Here is a 15250-nt window from a genome sequence, read left to right as displayed (position 1 = left end):
ATCGGCGCTTGGGTGAAAGGAGGAGGGGCGAAATCTCCCACGGTCTGTGCTGCGTCAACAGTCAGAATCGAGCCTTGTCCCTCCTCCTCCCTTCAAGTCCTACCATACAAGCGAGCCTGCTCGCGAAGGCAGCACCTCGGTTACCCGCCAAGCTGTTAAACTCCCGCGCCCCAATTCTCTCCAGCAAGGCGCCCGCATGTCTTCCTTGAATCAGGCGCTGCGCGCCGCCCTCGATCAACGCCAGGACTTGCTCACTGAGCTGCACCGTCAGGGCACCGATTGCTATCGGCTGTTCCACGGCAGCCAGGAAGGCGCCGGCGGTCTGACCATCGACCGCTACGGCCCGCAACTGCTGGTGCAGAGTTTTCACCAGACGCTGGAACGCGATGACCTGCTGCAACTGCACGCGATGGTCAATCAAACCCTGGGCCTGGAAACCTTGCTGGTCTACAACGACCGCTCCCGTGGCAACTCGCGCATCGACCGTGAAGACAGCGTCTACAAAGCCGAAGACGCCGCACTGGTTGATCTGGTCGGTCACGAATGGGGCCTCAATTACCGCGTGCGCGGGCGCCACGCCGGGCAGGATCCGCTGTTGTTCCTCGACCTGCGCAACACGCGCGGCTGGGTCAAGGATCACGCCAAAGGTAAATCCGTGCTCAACCTGTTTGCCTACACCTGCGGCGTTGGCCTGAGTGCGGCTGCCGGCGGCGCGAGTGAAGTGTGCAATCTGGATTTCGCCGAAGGCAATCTGGCGGCCGGACGCGAAAACGGTCGGCTTAACCCGCAGTTGCCGGAGATGCAGTTCATCCAGTCCGATTACTTTCCGGCAATCCGGCAACTCGCCGGCCTGCCGATCAGCCAGCGTCGCGGGCAGAAACTGCCGAGCTACCAGCGCCTCGATCAGCGTCAATACGATCTGGTCCTGCTTGATCCGCCCGCCTGGGCCAAGAGCGCATTCGGTACCGTCGACCTGCTGCGCGACTATCAGAGCCTGCTCAAACCGGCCTTGCTGACCACCGCCGACAACGGCGTGCTGATCTGCTGCAACAACCTGGCGAAAGTCAGCATGGACGATTGGCGCGAACAGGTGCTGCGCTGCGCCGAGAAGGCCGGGCGAGCGGTGCGTGAGTGGAGCGTGATGACCCCGGGCGCCGACTTCCCGTCCATGGACCAGCAACCGCCGCTGAAAACCCTGATCCTGCAGCTATAAACAACCCTGTGGGAGCTGGCTTGCCAGCGATTGCGGTGGGTCAGTCAACAAAGTTGTCGACTGGTATTCCCTCATCGCTGGCAAGCCAGCTCCCACAGGGGTTCTGTGTTTTGAGAGAAATCTGAACAATCCTGCTCCATGCGAGGTACTTCGGAACCAGAATCGCGTGCCATACTCCAAGGCACTCCGATTCAGACAGATGAAGCCGCACATGCCCAAAGGATTGATTCGCGCGATTGGCGCCTTGTTGACTGCTCTGGCCCTCTACAGCCTGCTGGGGTTTCTGATTTTGCCGGGCATCGCTCTGCGGGTAGCCAATCAGCAACTGGCCACCTACGCGACGGTGCCTGCGCATATCCAGCGCATCGAGCTCAACCCGTTCAGCCTTGAAGTCACCCTGTGGGGGCTGGTCATCGGCGAGCCGGGCAAGGAACAGATCGGCTTCGATCGCCTGTACGCCGACCTGCAAATCGACAGCCTGTGGACCAAAGCCCTGCATCTGTCCAACATCGAGCTGGACAAACCAAAGAGCGAAATCCTTTTCGCCAAAGACGGCAAACTCAACCTGCTGGGCCTGTTCAATGTGCCGGCCAGTGAGCCGACACCAGCCGACCCGGACGCCAAACCGTTCCCGCTGCGCATCGACAACATCAAACTGGCCGGCGGCGTCGTGCACTTTGAGGACGTGCGCCCCAGCGAACCCATCGAGTTTCTCTACGACGATCTCAGCTTCGAGCTGAAAAACCTCAGCACCCTGCCCGAAGACAGCGCCGACATGACCCTGGTCGCCATCGGCCCGGCCGGTGGCCGGATCGACTGGAGTGGCAATTTCAGCCTGATCCCGTTCACTTCCGAAGGCACCCTGAAAGTCACCGACGGCAAGATGAAAGCCTTCTGGCCCTACGTGCGAGACTCGGTGCCGCTGGTACTTGAAGACGGCGTGATCAGTCTCAGCAGCGAATACAAACTCAATCTGTCGAAAGAAACCGAACTGCAGTTGAACAATGTCGCGGTGAGCATCGCGCCCTTCGCGATCAAGGCGCCTGATGGACGCCCACTGGCAAAACTCGAACGTCTCGACATCAGCGAAACCTCGCTGGATCTGGCCAAGCAACAAGTCGTGGTCGGCAAGATCCGCAGCAACAAACTGGAAACCTGGGCGGCGCTCGAAGCTGACGGCCAACTGGACTGGCAGAAACTGTTCGCCAGCCAACCGTCGAAACCGGCCGCCAAAGCCGCCGCAGAACCTGCCAGCACGCCCGCCGCTGCCGACTCGCCGAAAGCTGAACCGACTGCGCCAAGCAAGCCTTGGCAAGTGCTGCTCAAAGACGTGCAATTGCGTAACTACACCGTGCATCTGGCCGACCGCTCGGCCCAACCGGCAGTAGCACTGGATATCACCCCACTCAACGTCGACCTGCAGGATTTCGACAGCCTCAACGGCTCGCCCTTCAAGCTCAAGCTCGAAAGCGGCGTGGGCAAGCAAGGCAAGATCACCGCCGACGGCACCGTCAATCTCGCCCCGGTCAACGCCCAGCTCAACGTGAAAACCCAAGACATCGACCTGCGCGTCGCACAGTCCTACATCAATCCTTTCATTCGCCTGGAACTGCGCAGCGGCATGCTCGGCAGTGACCTGAAGCTCAACCTCAAGAGCACCGAACCGCTGGCGCTCAGCGTCACCGGTCGCGCGCAGATCGATCAACTGCACACCCTCGACACCCTGAAAACCCGCGATTTCCTCAAGTGGCAGCAAGTGGTGGTCGAAGGCCTGAATTATCAGCACGGCGACAGCCTGTCGATCGACAGGATCAACCTGTTCCAGCCGTACGCGCGGTTCATGATCAACGATGATCGCACCACCAACATTGATGATCTGCTGATCCCGCAGCCCGCTGACAGTGGCGCAAAAAGCACAGCAGCCAAACCAGCCAGCAACGAAAAACCGCTGGGCATTCACATCGGTGGCATCGCGATCAATGACGGCTCGGCCAACTTCGCCGATTTCAGCCTGACGCCGAACTTCGCCACCGCCGTGCAGCAGCTCAACGGCCAGATCGGCACCATCGACAGCCGTCAGTCGAAACCGGCCAGCGTCGACATCAAAGGCAAGGTCGACCGCTATGCACCGGTGACCATCAAGGGCGCGGTCAATCCGTTCGACCCGATGGCCAGCCTCGACATCGCCACCAGTTTCAAACGGGTCGAACTGACGACGTTGACGCCCTACTCCGGCAAATTCGCCGGTTACCGCATTCGCAAGGGTCGGCTCAACCTCGACCTGCATTACCTGATCACCAAGGGCCAGCTCAAAGCCGAAAACAAAGTGGTGGTCGAACAATTGCAGCTCGGCGAAAAAGTCGACAGCCCGGATGCCGTGAGCCTGCCGCTGAAACTGGCGATTGCCCTGCTCAAGGACGTCGACGGCAAGATCTCCATCGAATTGCCGGTGACCGGCGACTTGAACAACCCGCAATTCAGCGTGATGCCGATTGTCTGGCAGACCTTGCGCAACCTGATCGTCAAAGCCGCCGCCGCGCCGTTCAAAATGATTGGCGGGCTGATCAGTGGCGGCGGTTCGCAAGACCTTGGCACCGTGTCGTTTGCGCCCGGCTCCAGCGAGTTGAGCAAGGATGCCGAAGCGGCGCTGATCAAGCTGTCCCAAGCACTGAAGGAACGTCCGGCACTGCGCCTGGAAATCGAGGGTACTGCCGCGCAAAGCAGCGATGGCCCATTGCTCGCCGAGCAGCGTCTGGAACGTGAATACCAGTACAACTACTACAAGATGCTCCAGCGTCGCGGCGATAAAGTCCCGGCGCAGGCGTCGTTGCTGCAAGTGCCGGACAGCGAGAAAGGTCCGCTGCTCGAAGGCATTTACCGCACCCGCCTGAAAACCCAGCCACCGGCGGAATGGAAGGATCTGGGCAAGGAAGAACGTACGGCGAAAATGCGCGAAGGCGTGATCAAGTTCTGGAGTGGCAGCGACGTGCTGTTGCGTCAGTTGGGTCAGGACCGCGCCAGCAGCATCAAGGATTATCTGGTCGATAAAGGCCAACTGGCAGACGACCGCGTGTACTTCATCGACGCCAACCTTGGCGAGGCCGAAAGCGATGGCCGCGTGGTCACGCAAATGCACCTGGATGCCGAGTGATGAAACTTCAGTGGCTGGCCTTGCTCGCAATGACGCTCGCGGCCAGTCACGCCTCGGCGTCCGATACGCTGCGCTGCGGCAGTCAATTGATCAGCCTTGGCGACCGGTCCAGCGAAGTCCTGCAGAAATGCGGTGAGCCGGTCAGCCGTGATGTGTTGGGCTACAAGCGCAGCGCCAATCGCCGCGAGGAGTTTCAGGTCGAGGAATGGACTTACGGCCCGAGCAACGGCATGTATCAATACCTGCGCTTCGAAGGCAATCGCCTGCGGCAGATCAACAGCAAACGCGGCAACTGAAAAAGCAAAAGATCGCAGCCTTCGGCAGCTCCTACAATCTGGAATGCATTTCCCTGTAGGAGCTGCCGAAGGCTGCGATCTTTTGCTTCTAAAAATAGAACAGGCCCCGACACAAGTGCCGGGGCCCGTAATGGTCACCTCCGTGTGACCGTTCGCATGAACTCTAAAGTTGCGGCAGACGTATTGCTCGGCCCGTCTGTCGCGCCTTCTCCCGGTCCAGGCGAGAAGTCATGCCTTACTCGGCTTTCAGGCCGTCAGCAGAGACCGCTTTAACGCCTTTGATTTTCTTGGCGATCGCTACAGCAACGTCTTTCTGCGATTCAGTTACAGCAGTAGTCGACGACAGCGATACAACGCCTTTGTTGGTTTCTACTTTGATGTCAGTACCTGGAATGCCTTTTTCGGTGACCAGGTCAGCTTTGACTTTGGTGGTGATCCAGGTGTCAGAAGTAGCTTCTTTAGCCTGGGTGACTTCACCGGCAGCCAGAGTCATTGGAGCCTGGGTAGCCTGAGTGGCTTGTGCGAATGCACCGGAAGCCATGGTCAGGGTCAGCGCGGTAGCAGCAGCGGCAGTGATAGCGAACTTCTTCATACGAGTAACTCCTGTTTTTCTGGAAAGTCTGCTGGTTGTCTTGTCAGCAGGGTTACCAAGGTAGTTGCGAACGCTGTGCCAACTTTTCCATCAACACAAAATCCTTATAAATCAATATCTTATGTTTAACGCAGATTTTCGAAATCATGCAATTTGCATGACATGCGCAATATTCACATGCAAGTTGCGGTTTTTTGGAAAGTTCCTAAGACGCTGAAATTATTGAAGCTTTTGTGAAGTGTCGCGCAATGAAAAATGCCCCGCAAAGCGGGGCATCCTGTTCAGCACACATTCAACTTATGTACCGCTGGCGGTGCAGCCTTTTGGCGAATAGTCCGGTGCCACCGTGGTGCCGCAAGTCCAGACGCCAGCACCGGTGCCCGATGAACGGGTCAAGGTAATGGTTTTGTCCAGAACAGGGCCAGGAGCGTTCTTGATTGTGCAGACAATGGTGCCGGCCCCGGTCGAAGCGGTGCCCGATGCGGTCACGGCGCAATTTGACGTTGTGACCGTGGCACTACCGGCCACCAGCGTCAGCGTCGGATCGGTACCTTGGTTGATGGTGTCTTCGAACGGCACTTTCATCGCACTGATCTCCGCCAGCCCCGCCGTCACCTTCGACCGCGCCTGATACTTGGAGTACTGCGGCAGGGCGATGGTCGCCAGAATCCCGATGATCGCCACCACGATCAACAGCTCGATCAGCGTAAAACCTTGTTGTTTTTTCATAGACACGCTCCATGCATGAGTCGAAATCTCATGATCTGAAAGGGACGCAGCATAGGCCATGCCAATGCCTTCGAGGCCCTGCCCCCTGGGCGCGAACCACCTACAACGCCATTTCCTACAACCCGCAACCGCACTATCTGACACTTTTTGTCACCTGCCCCCGCCGTGTTTGGCGCTGTCACTTGACTAGGCTATAAGTCATGAACTGCAAGTGTGCGGAATTCCCATGAATGACATCGCTCTGAGCGGTCTGGCCAAGCAATTGGTCCAGGCCGAACTGCTCACGGAAAAAAGCGCCCAGCAAGCCTGGCAACAGGCCCAGCGCAATCGCCTGTCGCTGGTCAGCTATCTGGTGCAGAACAAACTGGTCAAGAGCTGGCAAGTGGCCGAGATTGCCAGCGAGCATTTCGGCATGGCGTTCCTTGATCTCAATTGCCTCGACAAGGAAACCCAACCCAAAGGCCTGGTCAGCGAAAAACTTGTGCGTCAGCACCATGCCCTGCCCTTGTGGCGACGTGGCAACAAGCTGTTCGTCGGCATCTCCGACCCGAGCAATCATCAAGCGATCAACGACATTCAGTTCAGCACAGGGCTGAGCACCGAAGCCATTCTGGTCGAGGACGACAAGCTCACCGATGCCATCGAGAAGTTCTTCGACACCCACAGCAGTGGCCTGGAAGACATGGCCGATGTCGATCTTGACGGCCTCGATGTCGAATCCGTCGACGACAGCAAGCAGGACGCCATCGGTGGCCTCGATGCCGACGATGCGCCGGTGGTGCGTTTCGTGCACAAGATGCTGCTCGACGCGATCAAGAGTGGCTCTTCCGACCTGCACTTCGAGCCTTACGAGAAAAACTACCGGGTGCGGGTGCGCACCGACGGCATCCTGCGTGAGGTGGCCAAACCACCGATTCAACTGGCCGGGCGCATCGCCGCACGCCTGAAAGTCATGGCCAGCCTCGATATCTCGGAACGGCGCAAACCGCAGGACGGGCGGATCAAGATGCGCCTGTCGAAAAGCAAGTCGATCGATTTCCGGGTCAACACGCTGCCCACGTTGTGGGGCGAAAAAGTGGTGATCCGGATTCTCGACCCGTCCAGCGCGCAGATCGGTATCGACGCCCTCGGCTATGAGCCCGAGCAAAAGGATCTGTACATGGCCGCACTCAAGCAGCCACAGGGCATGATTCTGGTCACCGGCCCCACCGGGTCGGGTAAAACCGTGTCGCTCTACACCGGCCTGAATATCCTCAATACCGTCGACATCAACATCTCCACCGCCGAAGACCCGGTGGAGATAAACATGGAAGGCATCAACCAGGTCAACGTCAATCCTAAACAAGGACTCGACTTTGCTCAGGCGTTGCGCTCGTTTCTGCGCCAGGACCCGGACGTGATCATGGTCGGTGAGATCCGCGACCTGGAAACCGCCGAGATCGCCATCAAAGCTGCGCAGACCGGTCACCTGGTGCTCTCGACCCTGCACACCAACAGCGCCGCGGAAACCCTGACGCGCCTGCACAACATGGGCATTCCCGGCTTCAACATTGCCACCTCGGTCAGCCTGATCATTGCCCAGCGCCTGGCGCGCAAACTGTGCAGTCACTGCAAGAAAGCCATCGAGATCCCGCGCGAAACCTTGATCAAGGAAGGTTTCCCCGAGGAACGCATCGGCCATTTCACGATCTACGAGCCGGTCGGTTGCGATCACTGCAACGGCGGCTACAAAGGACGCGTGGGGATATATGAAGTGGTGAAGAACACACCAGCACTGCAACACTTGATCATGGCCGAAGGCAACTCGCTGGAAATCGACCAGCAGATGCGCCGCGACGGCTTCGACGACCTGCGCACCTCCGGGCTGCACAAGGCGATGCAAGGCATCACCAGCCTTGAAGAAATCAACCGGGTCACCAAGGACTGAACATGGCGGTCAAGGCAGCGAAAATCAGTATCTATGCCTGGGAAGGTACGGACAGGAAAGGCAGCAAAGTCACCGGTGAACTCAGTGGACAGAATCCGGCACTGATCAAGGCCCAACTGCGTAAACAGGGGATCAGTCCCGGCAAGGTACGCAAAAAATCCGCATCGTTGTTGAGTTTTGGCAAACGCATCAAGGCCCAGGACATCGCTCTGTTCACCCGGCAGATGGCGACCATGATGAAGGCCGGTGTGCCGCTGCTGCAGTCGTTCGACATCATTGGCGAAGGCTTTGAAAACCCGGCCATGCGCAAGCTGGTGGACGAGGTCAAACAGGAGGTCGCGGCCGGTAACAGCTTCGCCACAGCCCTGCGCAAGAAGCCGCAGTATTTCGACGAGTTGTATTGCAATCTGGTCGATGCGGGCGAGCAGTCCGGCGCCCTCGACACGTTGCTGGAACGCGTCGCGACCTATAAGGAAAAAAGCGAACGGCTCAAGGCCAAAATCAAAAAAGCCATGACCTACCCCACCGCCGTGGTGCTGGTGGCGGCAGTCGTGACCGGGATCCTGCTGGTCAAAGTGGTGCCGCAATTCCAGTCGGTGTTCTCGGGGTTCGGCGCCGAACTGCCGGCCTTCACCCTGATGGTGATCAGCCTGTCGGAATTCATGCAGCAATGGTGGTGGGCGATGCTCGGCGCGCTGGTCGCGGCGATCTTTGGTACCCGCCATGCACTGAAAACATCTCAGGCATTACGCGACCGTAAAGACACCTGGCTGTTGAAACTGCCCTTGGTGGGCACGCTGATGTACAAGTCTGCGGTGGCGCGATTCGCTCGAACCCTGTCGACCACATTCGCTGCCGGTGTGCCGCTGGTGGAAGCGCTCGACTCAGTGGCCGGCGCCACCGGCAACGTGGTGTTCAAGCGTGCCGTGTTGCGGATTCGTCAGGACGTCTCCACCGGCATGCAGTTGAATTTTTCGATGCGCAGCACCGGGGTCTTTCCCAACATGGCCGTGCAGATGACCGCAATTGGCGAAGAGTCGGGGGCGCTAGATGAAATGCTCGACAAGGTTGCAGGCTTTTACGAAGAGGAAGTGGATAACATGGTCGACAACCTCACCAGCCTGATGGAGCCGTTCATCATGGTGGTGCTAGGCGTTATCGTCGGCGGGCTGGTGGTGGCCATGTACCTGCCGATCTTCCAACTCGGCTCAGCGATCTGACATGCCTATCGACGAACTGTTCGCCCTGTATCCACTGGCCTTTGTTTTCACCGCCCTGCTGCTGGGTCTGGTGGTCGGCAGTTTCCTTAACGTGCTGATCTGGCGCCTGCCGAAAATGCTCGAACGCGATTGGCGCCAGCAGGCCCACGACGTGCTCGGTTTGCCCGGCGAAACGCCGCTGCCCACCTACAACCTGATGCTGCCGCACTCCGAGTGCCCACATTGCGCCCATCGCATTCGCCCGTGGGAGAACGTTCCCCTGCTCAGTTATCTGTGGCTGCGCGGGCGTTGTTCCGCGTGTGCTGCGCCCATCAGCAAACGATATCCACTGACCGAACTGGCTTGCGGGCTGCTCTCTGCCTTCATCGCCTGGCATATCGGCTTCGGTTGGTCGGCATGCCTGCTGATTGTCCTGACGTGGGGTTTGCTGGCGATGAGTCTGATCGACACCGAACATCAACTGCTGCCCGATGTGCTGGTGCTGCCGCTGCTGTGGCTGGGGTTGATCGTCAACAGCTTCGGCCTGTTCGTGTCGTTGCACGATGCGCTGTGGGGCGCGGTGGCCGGTTACCTGACGCTGTGGTCGGTGTTCTGGCTGTTCAAACTGCTGACCGGCAAGGACGGCATCGGTCACGGTGATTTCAAGTTGCTGGCGCTGCTCGGCGCGTGGGGCGGCTGGCAGATTCTGCCGCTGACCATCCTGCTGTCATCGCTGGTGGGCGCCATTATCGGGGTGGTTTTACTGCGCTTGCGCAATGAGAAAACCTCCACGCCGATACCCTTTGGCCCGTGGCTGGCAATTGCTGGCTGGATTGCCTTGCTCTGGGGTGGTCAAATAACCGACTTCTATTGGCAGTTTGTCGGTTTGAAATGAATACCCCTGTGGAAAAACCCTGGATTCTCGGCCTCACCGGCGGCATCGGCAGCGGCAAAAGCGCGGCAGCTCAGCACTTCATTGATTTGGGTGTCCACGTGGTGGATGCCGATCACGCGGCGCGCTGGGTGGTTGAACCGGGGCGTGCGGCGCTGACAAAGATTGCCGAACACTTCGGCCCCGACGTGCTGCAGGCCGATGGCACGCTGGACCGCGCCGCCCTGCGCAAACTGATCTTCGAATTGCCGGAGCAACGTCGCTGGCTCGAAGCGCTGCTGCATCCGTTGATCGCCGAAGAAATCGCCCATCACCTGGCGCTGGCAAAATCGCCTTACGCGATTCTGGTTTCGCCACTGCTGATCGAATCCGGGCAATACGCGATGACCCAGCGCATCCTGGTGATCGACGCCCCGCAACAATTGCAAATCGAACGCACCTTGCAGCGTGACCAGACCAGCGAGCAGCAGGTTCAGGCGATCCTCAAGGCTCAGTCGAGCCGCGAAGACCGTATAAGCCGCGCCGACGACGTGGTGGTCAACGACCGCGATCTCGCCTGGCTGCACAGCGAAGTCGAGCGTCTGCATCACTTTTACCTGACTTTATCCGGAGGCCAAGCATGAGCCAGATCCCCACCGTTGAATGCCCGACCTGTGGCGCCCCCGTAGAATTCACCGCCGAAAACAAGTTTCGGCCGTTCTGCTCCGATCGCTGCAAACTGATCGACCTCGGCGCCTGGGCGTCGGAAGAACACAAAATTCCGGTCGCACCGGATGCCGAGGACGAACTGTTTTCCGGTGACTTCGATCCGCGCCACTGATCCTCTCAGGGCCGCATAAAGCCGTAGTCCTGATCGTCGTCGAGGTTTTCCGCCAGAAAGCGCAACTCGTCGGCCAGGTCTTCGGCGTTGCGCACGGCCTTGCTCTGCTGCACCACCGCACTGAGCAAGGCGCGCAAACTCAACCCCGGGTCAAAGCCCACCTCCTGCGCCATGTCCAGACTCTGCCGGGTTTCCTGCCTTGCCCACTCGTAAACGCTCATGCCGCTGCTCCTGAAGAAATTTGCGCGAGCATGAAATTTCCCGCGCGTGGCGGGTTTGATGTGGATCAAGACTTGGGGTCGTCGTCCTTCCACGGCGCCGAAAGGTAGCGCGTGCGGTTGAAGGTCTCCAGCCATTCCGGGCTGAATACCACCAGCGCACTGACGATCATGCCGTTGATGAACGCCTCGGGGAAAATGATCAGCCACACGTAACCGATGAAGTCTTCCAGCCACTCCGGCATGGCGAAGAGGCCGTCGTACCACAGCAGCGTCAGGCTGAGGATCAGGCACAACAGGGCCGACAACGCGGCGGCAAAAAATCCGGAACAGAAGATGTACACGAACGGATTGCGCGGCTGCGCACGCTCGACGAGGATCGCCACGCACTCGGTGACCAGCACCGGCAGCAAAATGAACAAGGCACCATTGACCCCCATCGCCGCGAGATCCTGACGCCCGAGCAGCACCAGGCCGATTTGCGCCACCAGACCGCCGACGATCGCCAGCGGCCAGTCCAGCAACAGCGTTACCGCCGTCATGCCGAGGAAGTGATACGACACGCCCGTGTCGAAATCCCTGCGCATCAACCACAACAGAAACAGCGCGAACACGGTGCCGAACAGCAGATGCTGACGCCGGCTGTCGCTGAACAACTCGACCCACGGTGCACGCAGGATCGCCCAGAGCAACACCGGCAAGTAAATCAGCCAGCCCAGCAGCAGACTTTCAGTCGCCAGCACCTCGACGCCGATCATGGGCGCGCCTTCTCCAGTGCCTCGCGCAGCTCGCTCGCGTTGGCGTATTCACGTTGCGAGAGCAATTGACCGTCCTTGAGTTGCAACCACAACACCTGCCCTTCCGCGCCGGGATAGCGCGATGCAACCCGACCTTCTCGATCGAGCATGACTCGATAGCGGTAGTCGCGCATGGCCGGTACGGCAAACATTTTGGCAATCAGCGCCGGCATGCGCTGGATGTCGGCAACGAATACTGCGTGGCGCGCCTCCAGATAGCCCTTGGGCCGATCCTTCAACGCTTCTTTGATCAGTTTGGCGCCGTCCATATCGCGCGCCACCAGCAGCGTGGTGGTGCTGTTGTCGAGGGTGAAGGGTTGCTCGTGCTGATCGAGTAACGTCCAGGGAGCCAGACGCTCGCCGGTTTCGAGTGCATGGGCACACAGCGGAAAAACAGCAAACAGCAGCAGCCAGCGAAATTTCACGATGAGTCCTCACGGTTTGGCGCAAATAATCGATTGCCATGAGTCTACACCGCCCTTCTCGACTGCCCACTGATGCACTTTGCCGCGTAACGCTTTCAGCTTGTCGCATTTGAACGCTAAGCTTGGGCTTATGGATGACTCAGATTATTTACGCCTGCTGACCATCGCGGCCGAGCAGGCCAACGCCTTTCTGTCCAATGCCCGCAAATGGGAGCGTGAGCGTTGGGTCTGCCAACGCCTGCTGCAAGGCCTCAACATTCCCTACCGCGCCGACGAATTCGCGCCGGCCGGCGAACCGCCGGATGTGCTGTTTCGCGATGCCAATTTCGAAGTGTTCTTCGTGCTCGACGAGGGGCGCCGACTCAACGACGAATGGCGCGATGAACTGCAGCGCCGCCGCAGCGCCTTTTCCCTCAGCCAACTGGTGCGCCGCGAAGCCAAACCGAAACGGATCCCGGCCAATGAATTCTTGCTGCGACTGGCGCCGACATTGCGCAAAAAAGCCCACAACTACAAGGAACGCGGCATGGATCTGGGCGAACTGGATATCATCGCCTTCGCCAGTCTTAAACGTGAGGTGCTGGATCTGAACAGCCATTTCCCGCCGCCGACCGAATATTTGCGCCAAGGCTGGCGCTCGCTGTCGCTGGTCGGCCCGACTTTCGCCCGCGTGCTGTTCGCCCATCCGGACGCGCCAGATTTTCTGCGCAGCAACCTCGGTCGCAGCATTGTTTTCGATGTCGGGATCAGCCTGTGACGCCGCTGCAGCAATTGATCGCCGATGTGCCGCAAACCGGCCGCGTGCGCTGGATCGGCGTGCGTCCGGAATCCCGTGGGCCGATGATCGAACTTGATGCGGTGGAAGCGCGGCTGGAAGCAGGGCTGACCGGCGATCACGCCCGTCCCGGTGTGCGTAACGCGCGGCAGGTGACGCTGATCCAGTGGGAACATCTGGCAGTGATCAGCGCATTGATGGGCCGCCCCGACGATCAACCCGTCAGGCCTGAAGACCTGCGGCGCAACCTTGTTATCAGCGGTATCAATTTGTTTAGCCTGAAAGGTCGGCGCTTTCGCATCGGTCAGGCAATATTCGAAACCACGGGCTGGTGTCAGCCCTGCGCACGCCTGCAGAACAACCTTGGCCCGGGCACCTTTCAAGCGGTGCGCGGGCATGGCGGAATTACCGCGCGGGTGTTACAAAGCGGGATCATTCGCCTCGAAGACCGGGTCAGCGTCGAGCCGGTTCCGGACAGCGGCTATGCTGCGTTCAACCCCGGATAAAAACCGCTGTAGCTTCTGTCCATTCAGCAACGTCTACCTGACGAGGCAAATATGACCAGCCGCCTGAACCCCGAAGACCAGAAACATGTCGAAGAGTACCTGCAACTGTCCCAACACCGAGTCGAGCGCCGGCCTTTCCGGCCGTGGATGCTCCTGGTGCTGGTGCTGGCAGTGACCATTGGTCTGGGCCTGTTGAGCCGATTTATCAGTTACCTGACGCTATGAGCTGCCTCGCGCTCGCTTGGGTAACGACACCGATTTCCTTTAAAAACCTTGCGAGTTATCCCTATGTCCCATCGTATTGTTATTGTCGGCGGCGGCGCCGGCGGTCTGGAGTTGGCTACCCGCCTGGGTAAGACTCTGGGCAAACGCGGCACGGCCAGTGTGATGCTGGTCGACGCTAACCTGACGCACATCTGGAAGCCCCTGCTGCACGAAGTGGCCGCCGGATCGCTGAACTCTTCCGAAGACGAACTCAACTATGTTGCCCAGGCGAAATGGAACCACTTCGAGTTCCAGCTGGGGCGCATGAGCGGGCTTGATCGCGCACAGAAGAAAATCCAGCTGGCGGCGACCTACGACGAAAACGGCGTCGAGCTAGTGCCGGCGCGTGAAGTGCAGTACGACTCGCTGGTGATCAGCGTCGGCAGTACCACCAATGATTTCGGCACTCAGGGCGCGGCGCAGCACTGCCTGTTCCTCGACACGCGCAAACAGGCCGAGCGCTTTCACCAGCAACTGTTGAATCACTACCTGCGTGCACACGCCGGGCAAACCGATGTGGTCGAGCAGATCAGCGTGGCGATCGTCGGTGCTGGTGCGACCGGTGTCGAGCTTGCGGCAGAGCTGCATAACGCTGCGCATGAGTTGGCCGCTTATGGTCTGGACCGGATCAAACCGGAAAACATGCACATCACCCTGATCGAAGCCGGGCCACGGGTGTTGCCTGCCCTGCCCGAGCGTATCAGCGGGCCGGTGCACAAAACCCTGGAAAAGCTCGGGGTCAAGGTCATGACCAACGCGTCGGTCAGCGAAGTGACCGCCGACAGTCTGATCACGGCCGATGGCAATGAGATCAAGGCCAGCCTGAAAGTCTGGGCTGCCGGTATTCGCGCACCAGGTTTCCTCAAGGACATCGACGGTCTGGAAACCAATCGCATTAATCAGCTGCAAGTGCTGCCGACGCTGCAAACCACTCGCGACGAGAACATCTTTGCCTTCGGCGATTGCGCTGCGTGCCCGCAACCAGGCACTGACCGTAACGTGCCGCCACGTGCGCAAGCCGCGCACCAACAGGCGTCGTTGCTGGCCAAGTCGCTGAAGCTGCGCATCGAAGGCAAGACCCTGCCGGAGTACAAGTACACCGACTACGGCTCGCTGATCTCGCTGTCGCGTTTTTCGGCGGTGGGTAACTTGATGGGCAACCTGACCGGCAGCGTGATGCTTGAAGGCTGGCTGGCGCGAATGTTTTACGTGTCGCTGTACCGCATGCACCAGATGGCGCTGTACGGGCCGTTCCGCACGGCGATGTTGATGCTGGGTAGCAAGATTGGCCGTGGCACCGAGCCGCGTTTGAAACTGCATTGATGTAAACCTGTGGGAGCGAGCCTGCTCCGGGCGGCGATCCGACGAAAGCGTTCTGTCAGTCGTTATTGATGCGACTGATCTGACGCATTCGTCGGATCGCCGCCCGGAGCAGGCTCGCTCTCA

The 15250-nt window shown here is 59.3% G+C and carries 17 protein-coding genes; 12 read left to right on the top strand and 5 right to left on the bottom strand.

Annotated elements, in window-relative coordinates; genetic code table 11:
• The first annotated feature begins 196 nt into the window (after positions 1–196).
• From CKW38_RS24555 to CKW38_RS24545, 3 genes are all read left to right on the top strand, one after another.
• A complete protein-coding gene (locus CKW38_RS24555) occupies positions 197–1213 on the top strand; it encodes a class I SAM-dependent rRNA methyltransferase (RefSeq protein WP_095114089.1) in 1017 nt (338 codons plus the stop codon).
• 199 nt (positions 1214–1412) lie between these two features.
• Positions 1413–4364 carry a DUF748 domain-containing protein gene (locus CKW38_RS24550; protein WP_095114088.1) on the top strand — a complete coding sequence of 984 codons (2952 nt, stop codon included), beginning with the start codon at positions 1413–1415 and terminating at the stop codon, positions 4362–4364.
• Positions 4364–4660, top strand: a complete 297-nt coding sequence (locus CKW38_RS24545; RefSeq protein WP_007909909.1) for a DUF2845 domain-containing protein — start codon at positions 4364–4366, stop codon at positions 4658–4660. The genes CKW38_RS24550 and CKW38_RS24545 overlap by 1 nt, the downstream gene beginning before the upstream one ends.
• Positions 4661–4895: 235 nt before the next feature.
• Here CKW38_RS24545 and CKW38_RS24540 read toward each other — a convergent pair whose 3' ends face one another.
• On the bottom strand, positions 4896–5252 hold the full coding sequence (locus CKW38_RS24540; protein ID WP_095114087.1) for a BON domain-containing protein: 357 nt from the start codon (positions 5250–5252) through the stop codon (positions 4896–4898).
• A gap of 297 nt (positions 5253–5549) precedes the next feature.
• Positions 5550–5981, bottom strand: a complete 432-nt coding sequence (locus tag CKW38_RS24535) for a pilin (protein ID WP_007909907.1) — start codon at positions 5979–5981, stop codon at positions 5550–5552.
• 226 nt (positions 5982–6207) lie between these two features.
• On the opposite strand from CKW38_RS24535, the gene pilB reads away from it, so the two are divergent.
• The 5 genes from pilB to yacG are packed head-to-tail and all read left to right on the top strand — an operon-like array spanning position 6208 to position 10819.
• Positions 6208–7908 carry a type IV-A pilus assembly ATPase PilB gene (gene pilB, locus CKW38_RS24530; RefSeq protein WP_095114086.1) on the top strand — a complete coding sequence of 567 codons (1701 nt, stop codon included), beginning with the start codon at positions 6208–6210 and terminating at the stop codon, positions 7906–7908.
• Between the two features lie 2 nt (positions 7909–7910).
• Entirely contained in the window at positions 7911–9128 is a 1218-nt protein-coding gene (locus tag CKW38_RS24525) for a type II secretion system F family protein (RefSeq protein ID WP_095114085.1), read from the top strand.
• A 1-nt stretch (position 9129) separates the two neighbouring features.
• The gene (locus CKW38_RS24520; protein ID WP_095114084.1) at positions 9130–10002 is read left to right on the top strand and encodes an A24 family peptidase; all 873 of its coding nucleotides are present in this window, start codon (positions 9130–9132) and stop codon (positions 10000–10002) included.
• Entirely contained in the window at positions 9999–10622 is a 624-nt protein-coding gene (gene coaE, locus CKW38_RS24515) for a dephospho-CoA kinase (RefSeq protein ID WP_095114083.1), read from the top strand. The genes CKW38_RS24520 and coaE overlap by 4 nt, the downstream gene beginning before the upstream one ends.
• Complete coding sequence (gene yacG, locus CKW38_RS24510) at positions 10619–10819, top strand: DNA gyrase inhibitor YacG (protein ID WP_007909902.1); 201 nt, start codon at positions 10619–10621, stop codon at positions 10817–10819. Before coaE ends, yacG begins: the two co-directional genes overlap by 4 nt.
• A 5-nt stretch (positions 10820–10824) precedes the next feature.
• Here the strand turns inward: yacG and CKW38_RS24505 are convergent, their stop codons facing one another.
• The 3 genes from CKW38_RS24505 to CKW38_RS24495 form a co-directional block, all read right to left on the bottom strand.
• Complete coding sequence (locus CKW38_RS24505) at positions 10825–11040, bottom strand: hypothetical protein (protein ID WP_007909901.1); 216 nt, start codon at positions 11038–11040, stop codon at positions 10825–10827.
• A 65-nt stretch (positions 11041–11105) separates the two neighbouring features.
• Entirely contained in the window at positions 11106–11795 is a 690-nt protein-coding gene (locus CKW38_RS24500; protein WP_095114082.1) for an energy-coupling factor ABC transporter permease, read from the bottom strand.
• Positions 11792–12259, bottom strand: coding sequence for an FAD/FMN-containing dehydrogenase (locus tag CKW38_RS24495; RefSeq protein ID WP_095114081.1), 468 nt, complete (start codon positions 12257–12259; stop codon positions 11792–11794). The genes CKW38_RS24500 and CKW38_RS24495 overlap by 4 nt, the downstream gene beginning before the upstream one ends.
• Positions 12260–12389: 130 nt before the next feature.
• Here CKW38_RS24495 and CKW38_RS24490 point away from each other — a divergent pair, with 130 nt between their 5' ends.
• The 4 genes from CKW38_RS24490 to CKW38_RS24475 all read left to right on the top strand — a co-directional run bounded on the left by CKW38_RS24490 (position 12390) and on the right by CKW38_RS24475 (position 15127).
• Positions 12390–13016, top strand: a complete 627-nt coding sequence (locus CKW38_RS24490; protein ID WP_007909887.1) for a DUF1780 domain-containing protein — start codon at positions 12390–12392, stop codon at positions 13014–13016.
• Entirely contained in the window at positions 13013–13540 is a 528-nt protein-coding gene (locus CKW38_RS24485; RefSeq protein WP_007909885.1) for an MOSC domain-containing protein, read from the top strand. The genes CKW38_RS24490 and CKW38_RS24485 overlap by 4 nt, the downstream gene beginning before the upstream one ends.
• Positions 13541–13591: 51 nt before the next feature.
• The gene (locus CKW38_RS24480; RefSeq protein ID WP_007909875.1) at positions 13592–13765 is read left to right on the top strand and encodes a DUF3094 domain-containing protein; all 174 of its coding nucleotides are present in this window, start codon (positions 13592–13594) and stop codon (positions 13763–13765) included.
• Positions 13766–13828: 63 nt separating this feature from the next.
• Entirely contained in the window at positions 13829–15127 is a 1299-nt protein-coding gene (locus tag CKW38_RS24475) for an NAD(P)/FAD-dependent oxidoreductase (RefSeq protein ID WP_007909874.1), read from the top strand.
• Positions 15128–15250 lie beyond the last annotated feature (123 nt).

Source organism: Pseudomonas sp. Irchel 3H7 (genome assembly GCF_900187605.1).
GTDB lineage: Bacteria > Pseudomonadota > Gammaproteobacteria > Pseudomonadales > Pseudomonadaceae > Aquipseudomonas.
The sequence above is the reverse complement of the archived record's forward strand: the minus strand, read 5'-3'. Positions and strand labels throughout refer to the sequence as shown.

Coding starts and splice junctions, on each gene's coding strand:
- CKW38_RS24555 (WP_095114089.1), top strand. CDS start 197: ATGTCTTCCTTGAATCAGGCGCTGCGCGCCGCCCTCGATCAACGCCAG.
- CKW38_RS24550 (WP_095114088.1), top strand. CDS start 1,413: ATGAAGCCGCACATGCCCAAAGGATTGATTCGCGCGATTGGCGCCTTG.
- CKW38_RS24545 (WP_007909909.1), top strand. CDS start 4,364: ATGAAACTTCAGTGGCTGGCCTTGCTCGCAATGACGCTCGCGGCCAGT.
- CKW38_RS24540 (WP_095114087.1), bottom strand. CDS start 5,252: ATGAAGAAGTTCGCTATCACTGCCGCTGCTGCTACCGCGCTGACCCTG.
- CKW38_RS24535 (WP_007909907.1), bottom strand. CDS start 5,981: ATGAAAAAACAACAAGGTTTTACGCTGATCGAGCTGTTGATCGTGGTG.
- pilB (WP_095114086.1), top strand. CDS start 6,208: ATGAATGACATCGCTCTGAGCGGTCTGGCCAAGCAATTGGTCCAGGCC.
- CKW38_RS24525 (WP_095114085.1), top strand. CDS start 7,911: ATGGCGGTCAAGGCAGCGAAAATCAGTATCTATGCCTGGGAAGGTACG.
- CKW38_RS24520 (WP_095114084.1), top strand. CDS start 9,130: ATGCCTATCGACGAACTGTTCGCCCTGTATCCACTGGCCTTTGTTTTC.
- coaE (WP_095114083.1), top strand. CDS start 9,999: ATGAATACCCCTGTGGAAAAACCCTGGATTCTCGGCCTCACCGGCGGC.
- yacG (WP_007909902.1), top strand. CDS start 10,619: ATGAGCCAGATCCCCACCGTTGAATGCCCGACCTGTGGCGCCCCCGTA.
- CKW38_RS24505 (WP_007909901.1), bottom strand. CDS start 11,040: ATGAGCGTTTACGAGTGGGCAAGGCAGGAAACCCGGCAGAGTCTGGAC.
- CKW38_RS24500 (WP_095114082.1), bottom strand. CDS start 11,795: ATGATCGGCGTCGAGGTGCTGGCGACTGAAAGTCTGCTGCTGGGCTGG.
- CKW38_RS24490 (WP_007909887.1), top strand. CDS start 12,390: ATGGATGACTCAGATTATTTACGCCTGCTGACCATCGCGGCCGAGCAG.
- CKW38_RS24480 (WP_007909875.1), top strand. CDS start 13,592: ATGACCAGCCGCCTGAACCCCGAAGACCAGAAACATGTCGAAGAGTAC.
- CKW38_RS24475 (WP_007909874.1), top strand. CDS start 13,829: ATGTCCCATCGTATTGTTATTGTCGGCGGCGGCGCCGGCGGTCTGGAG.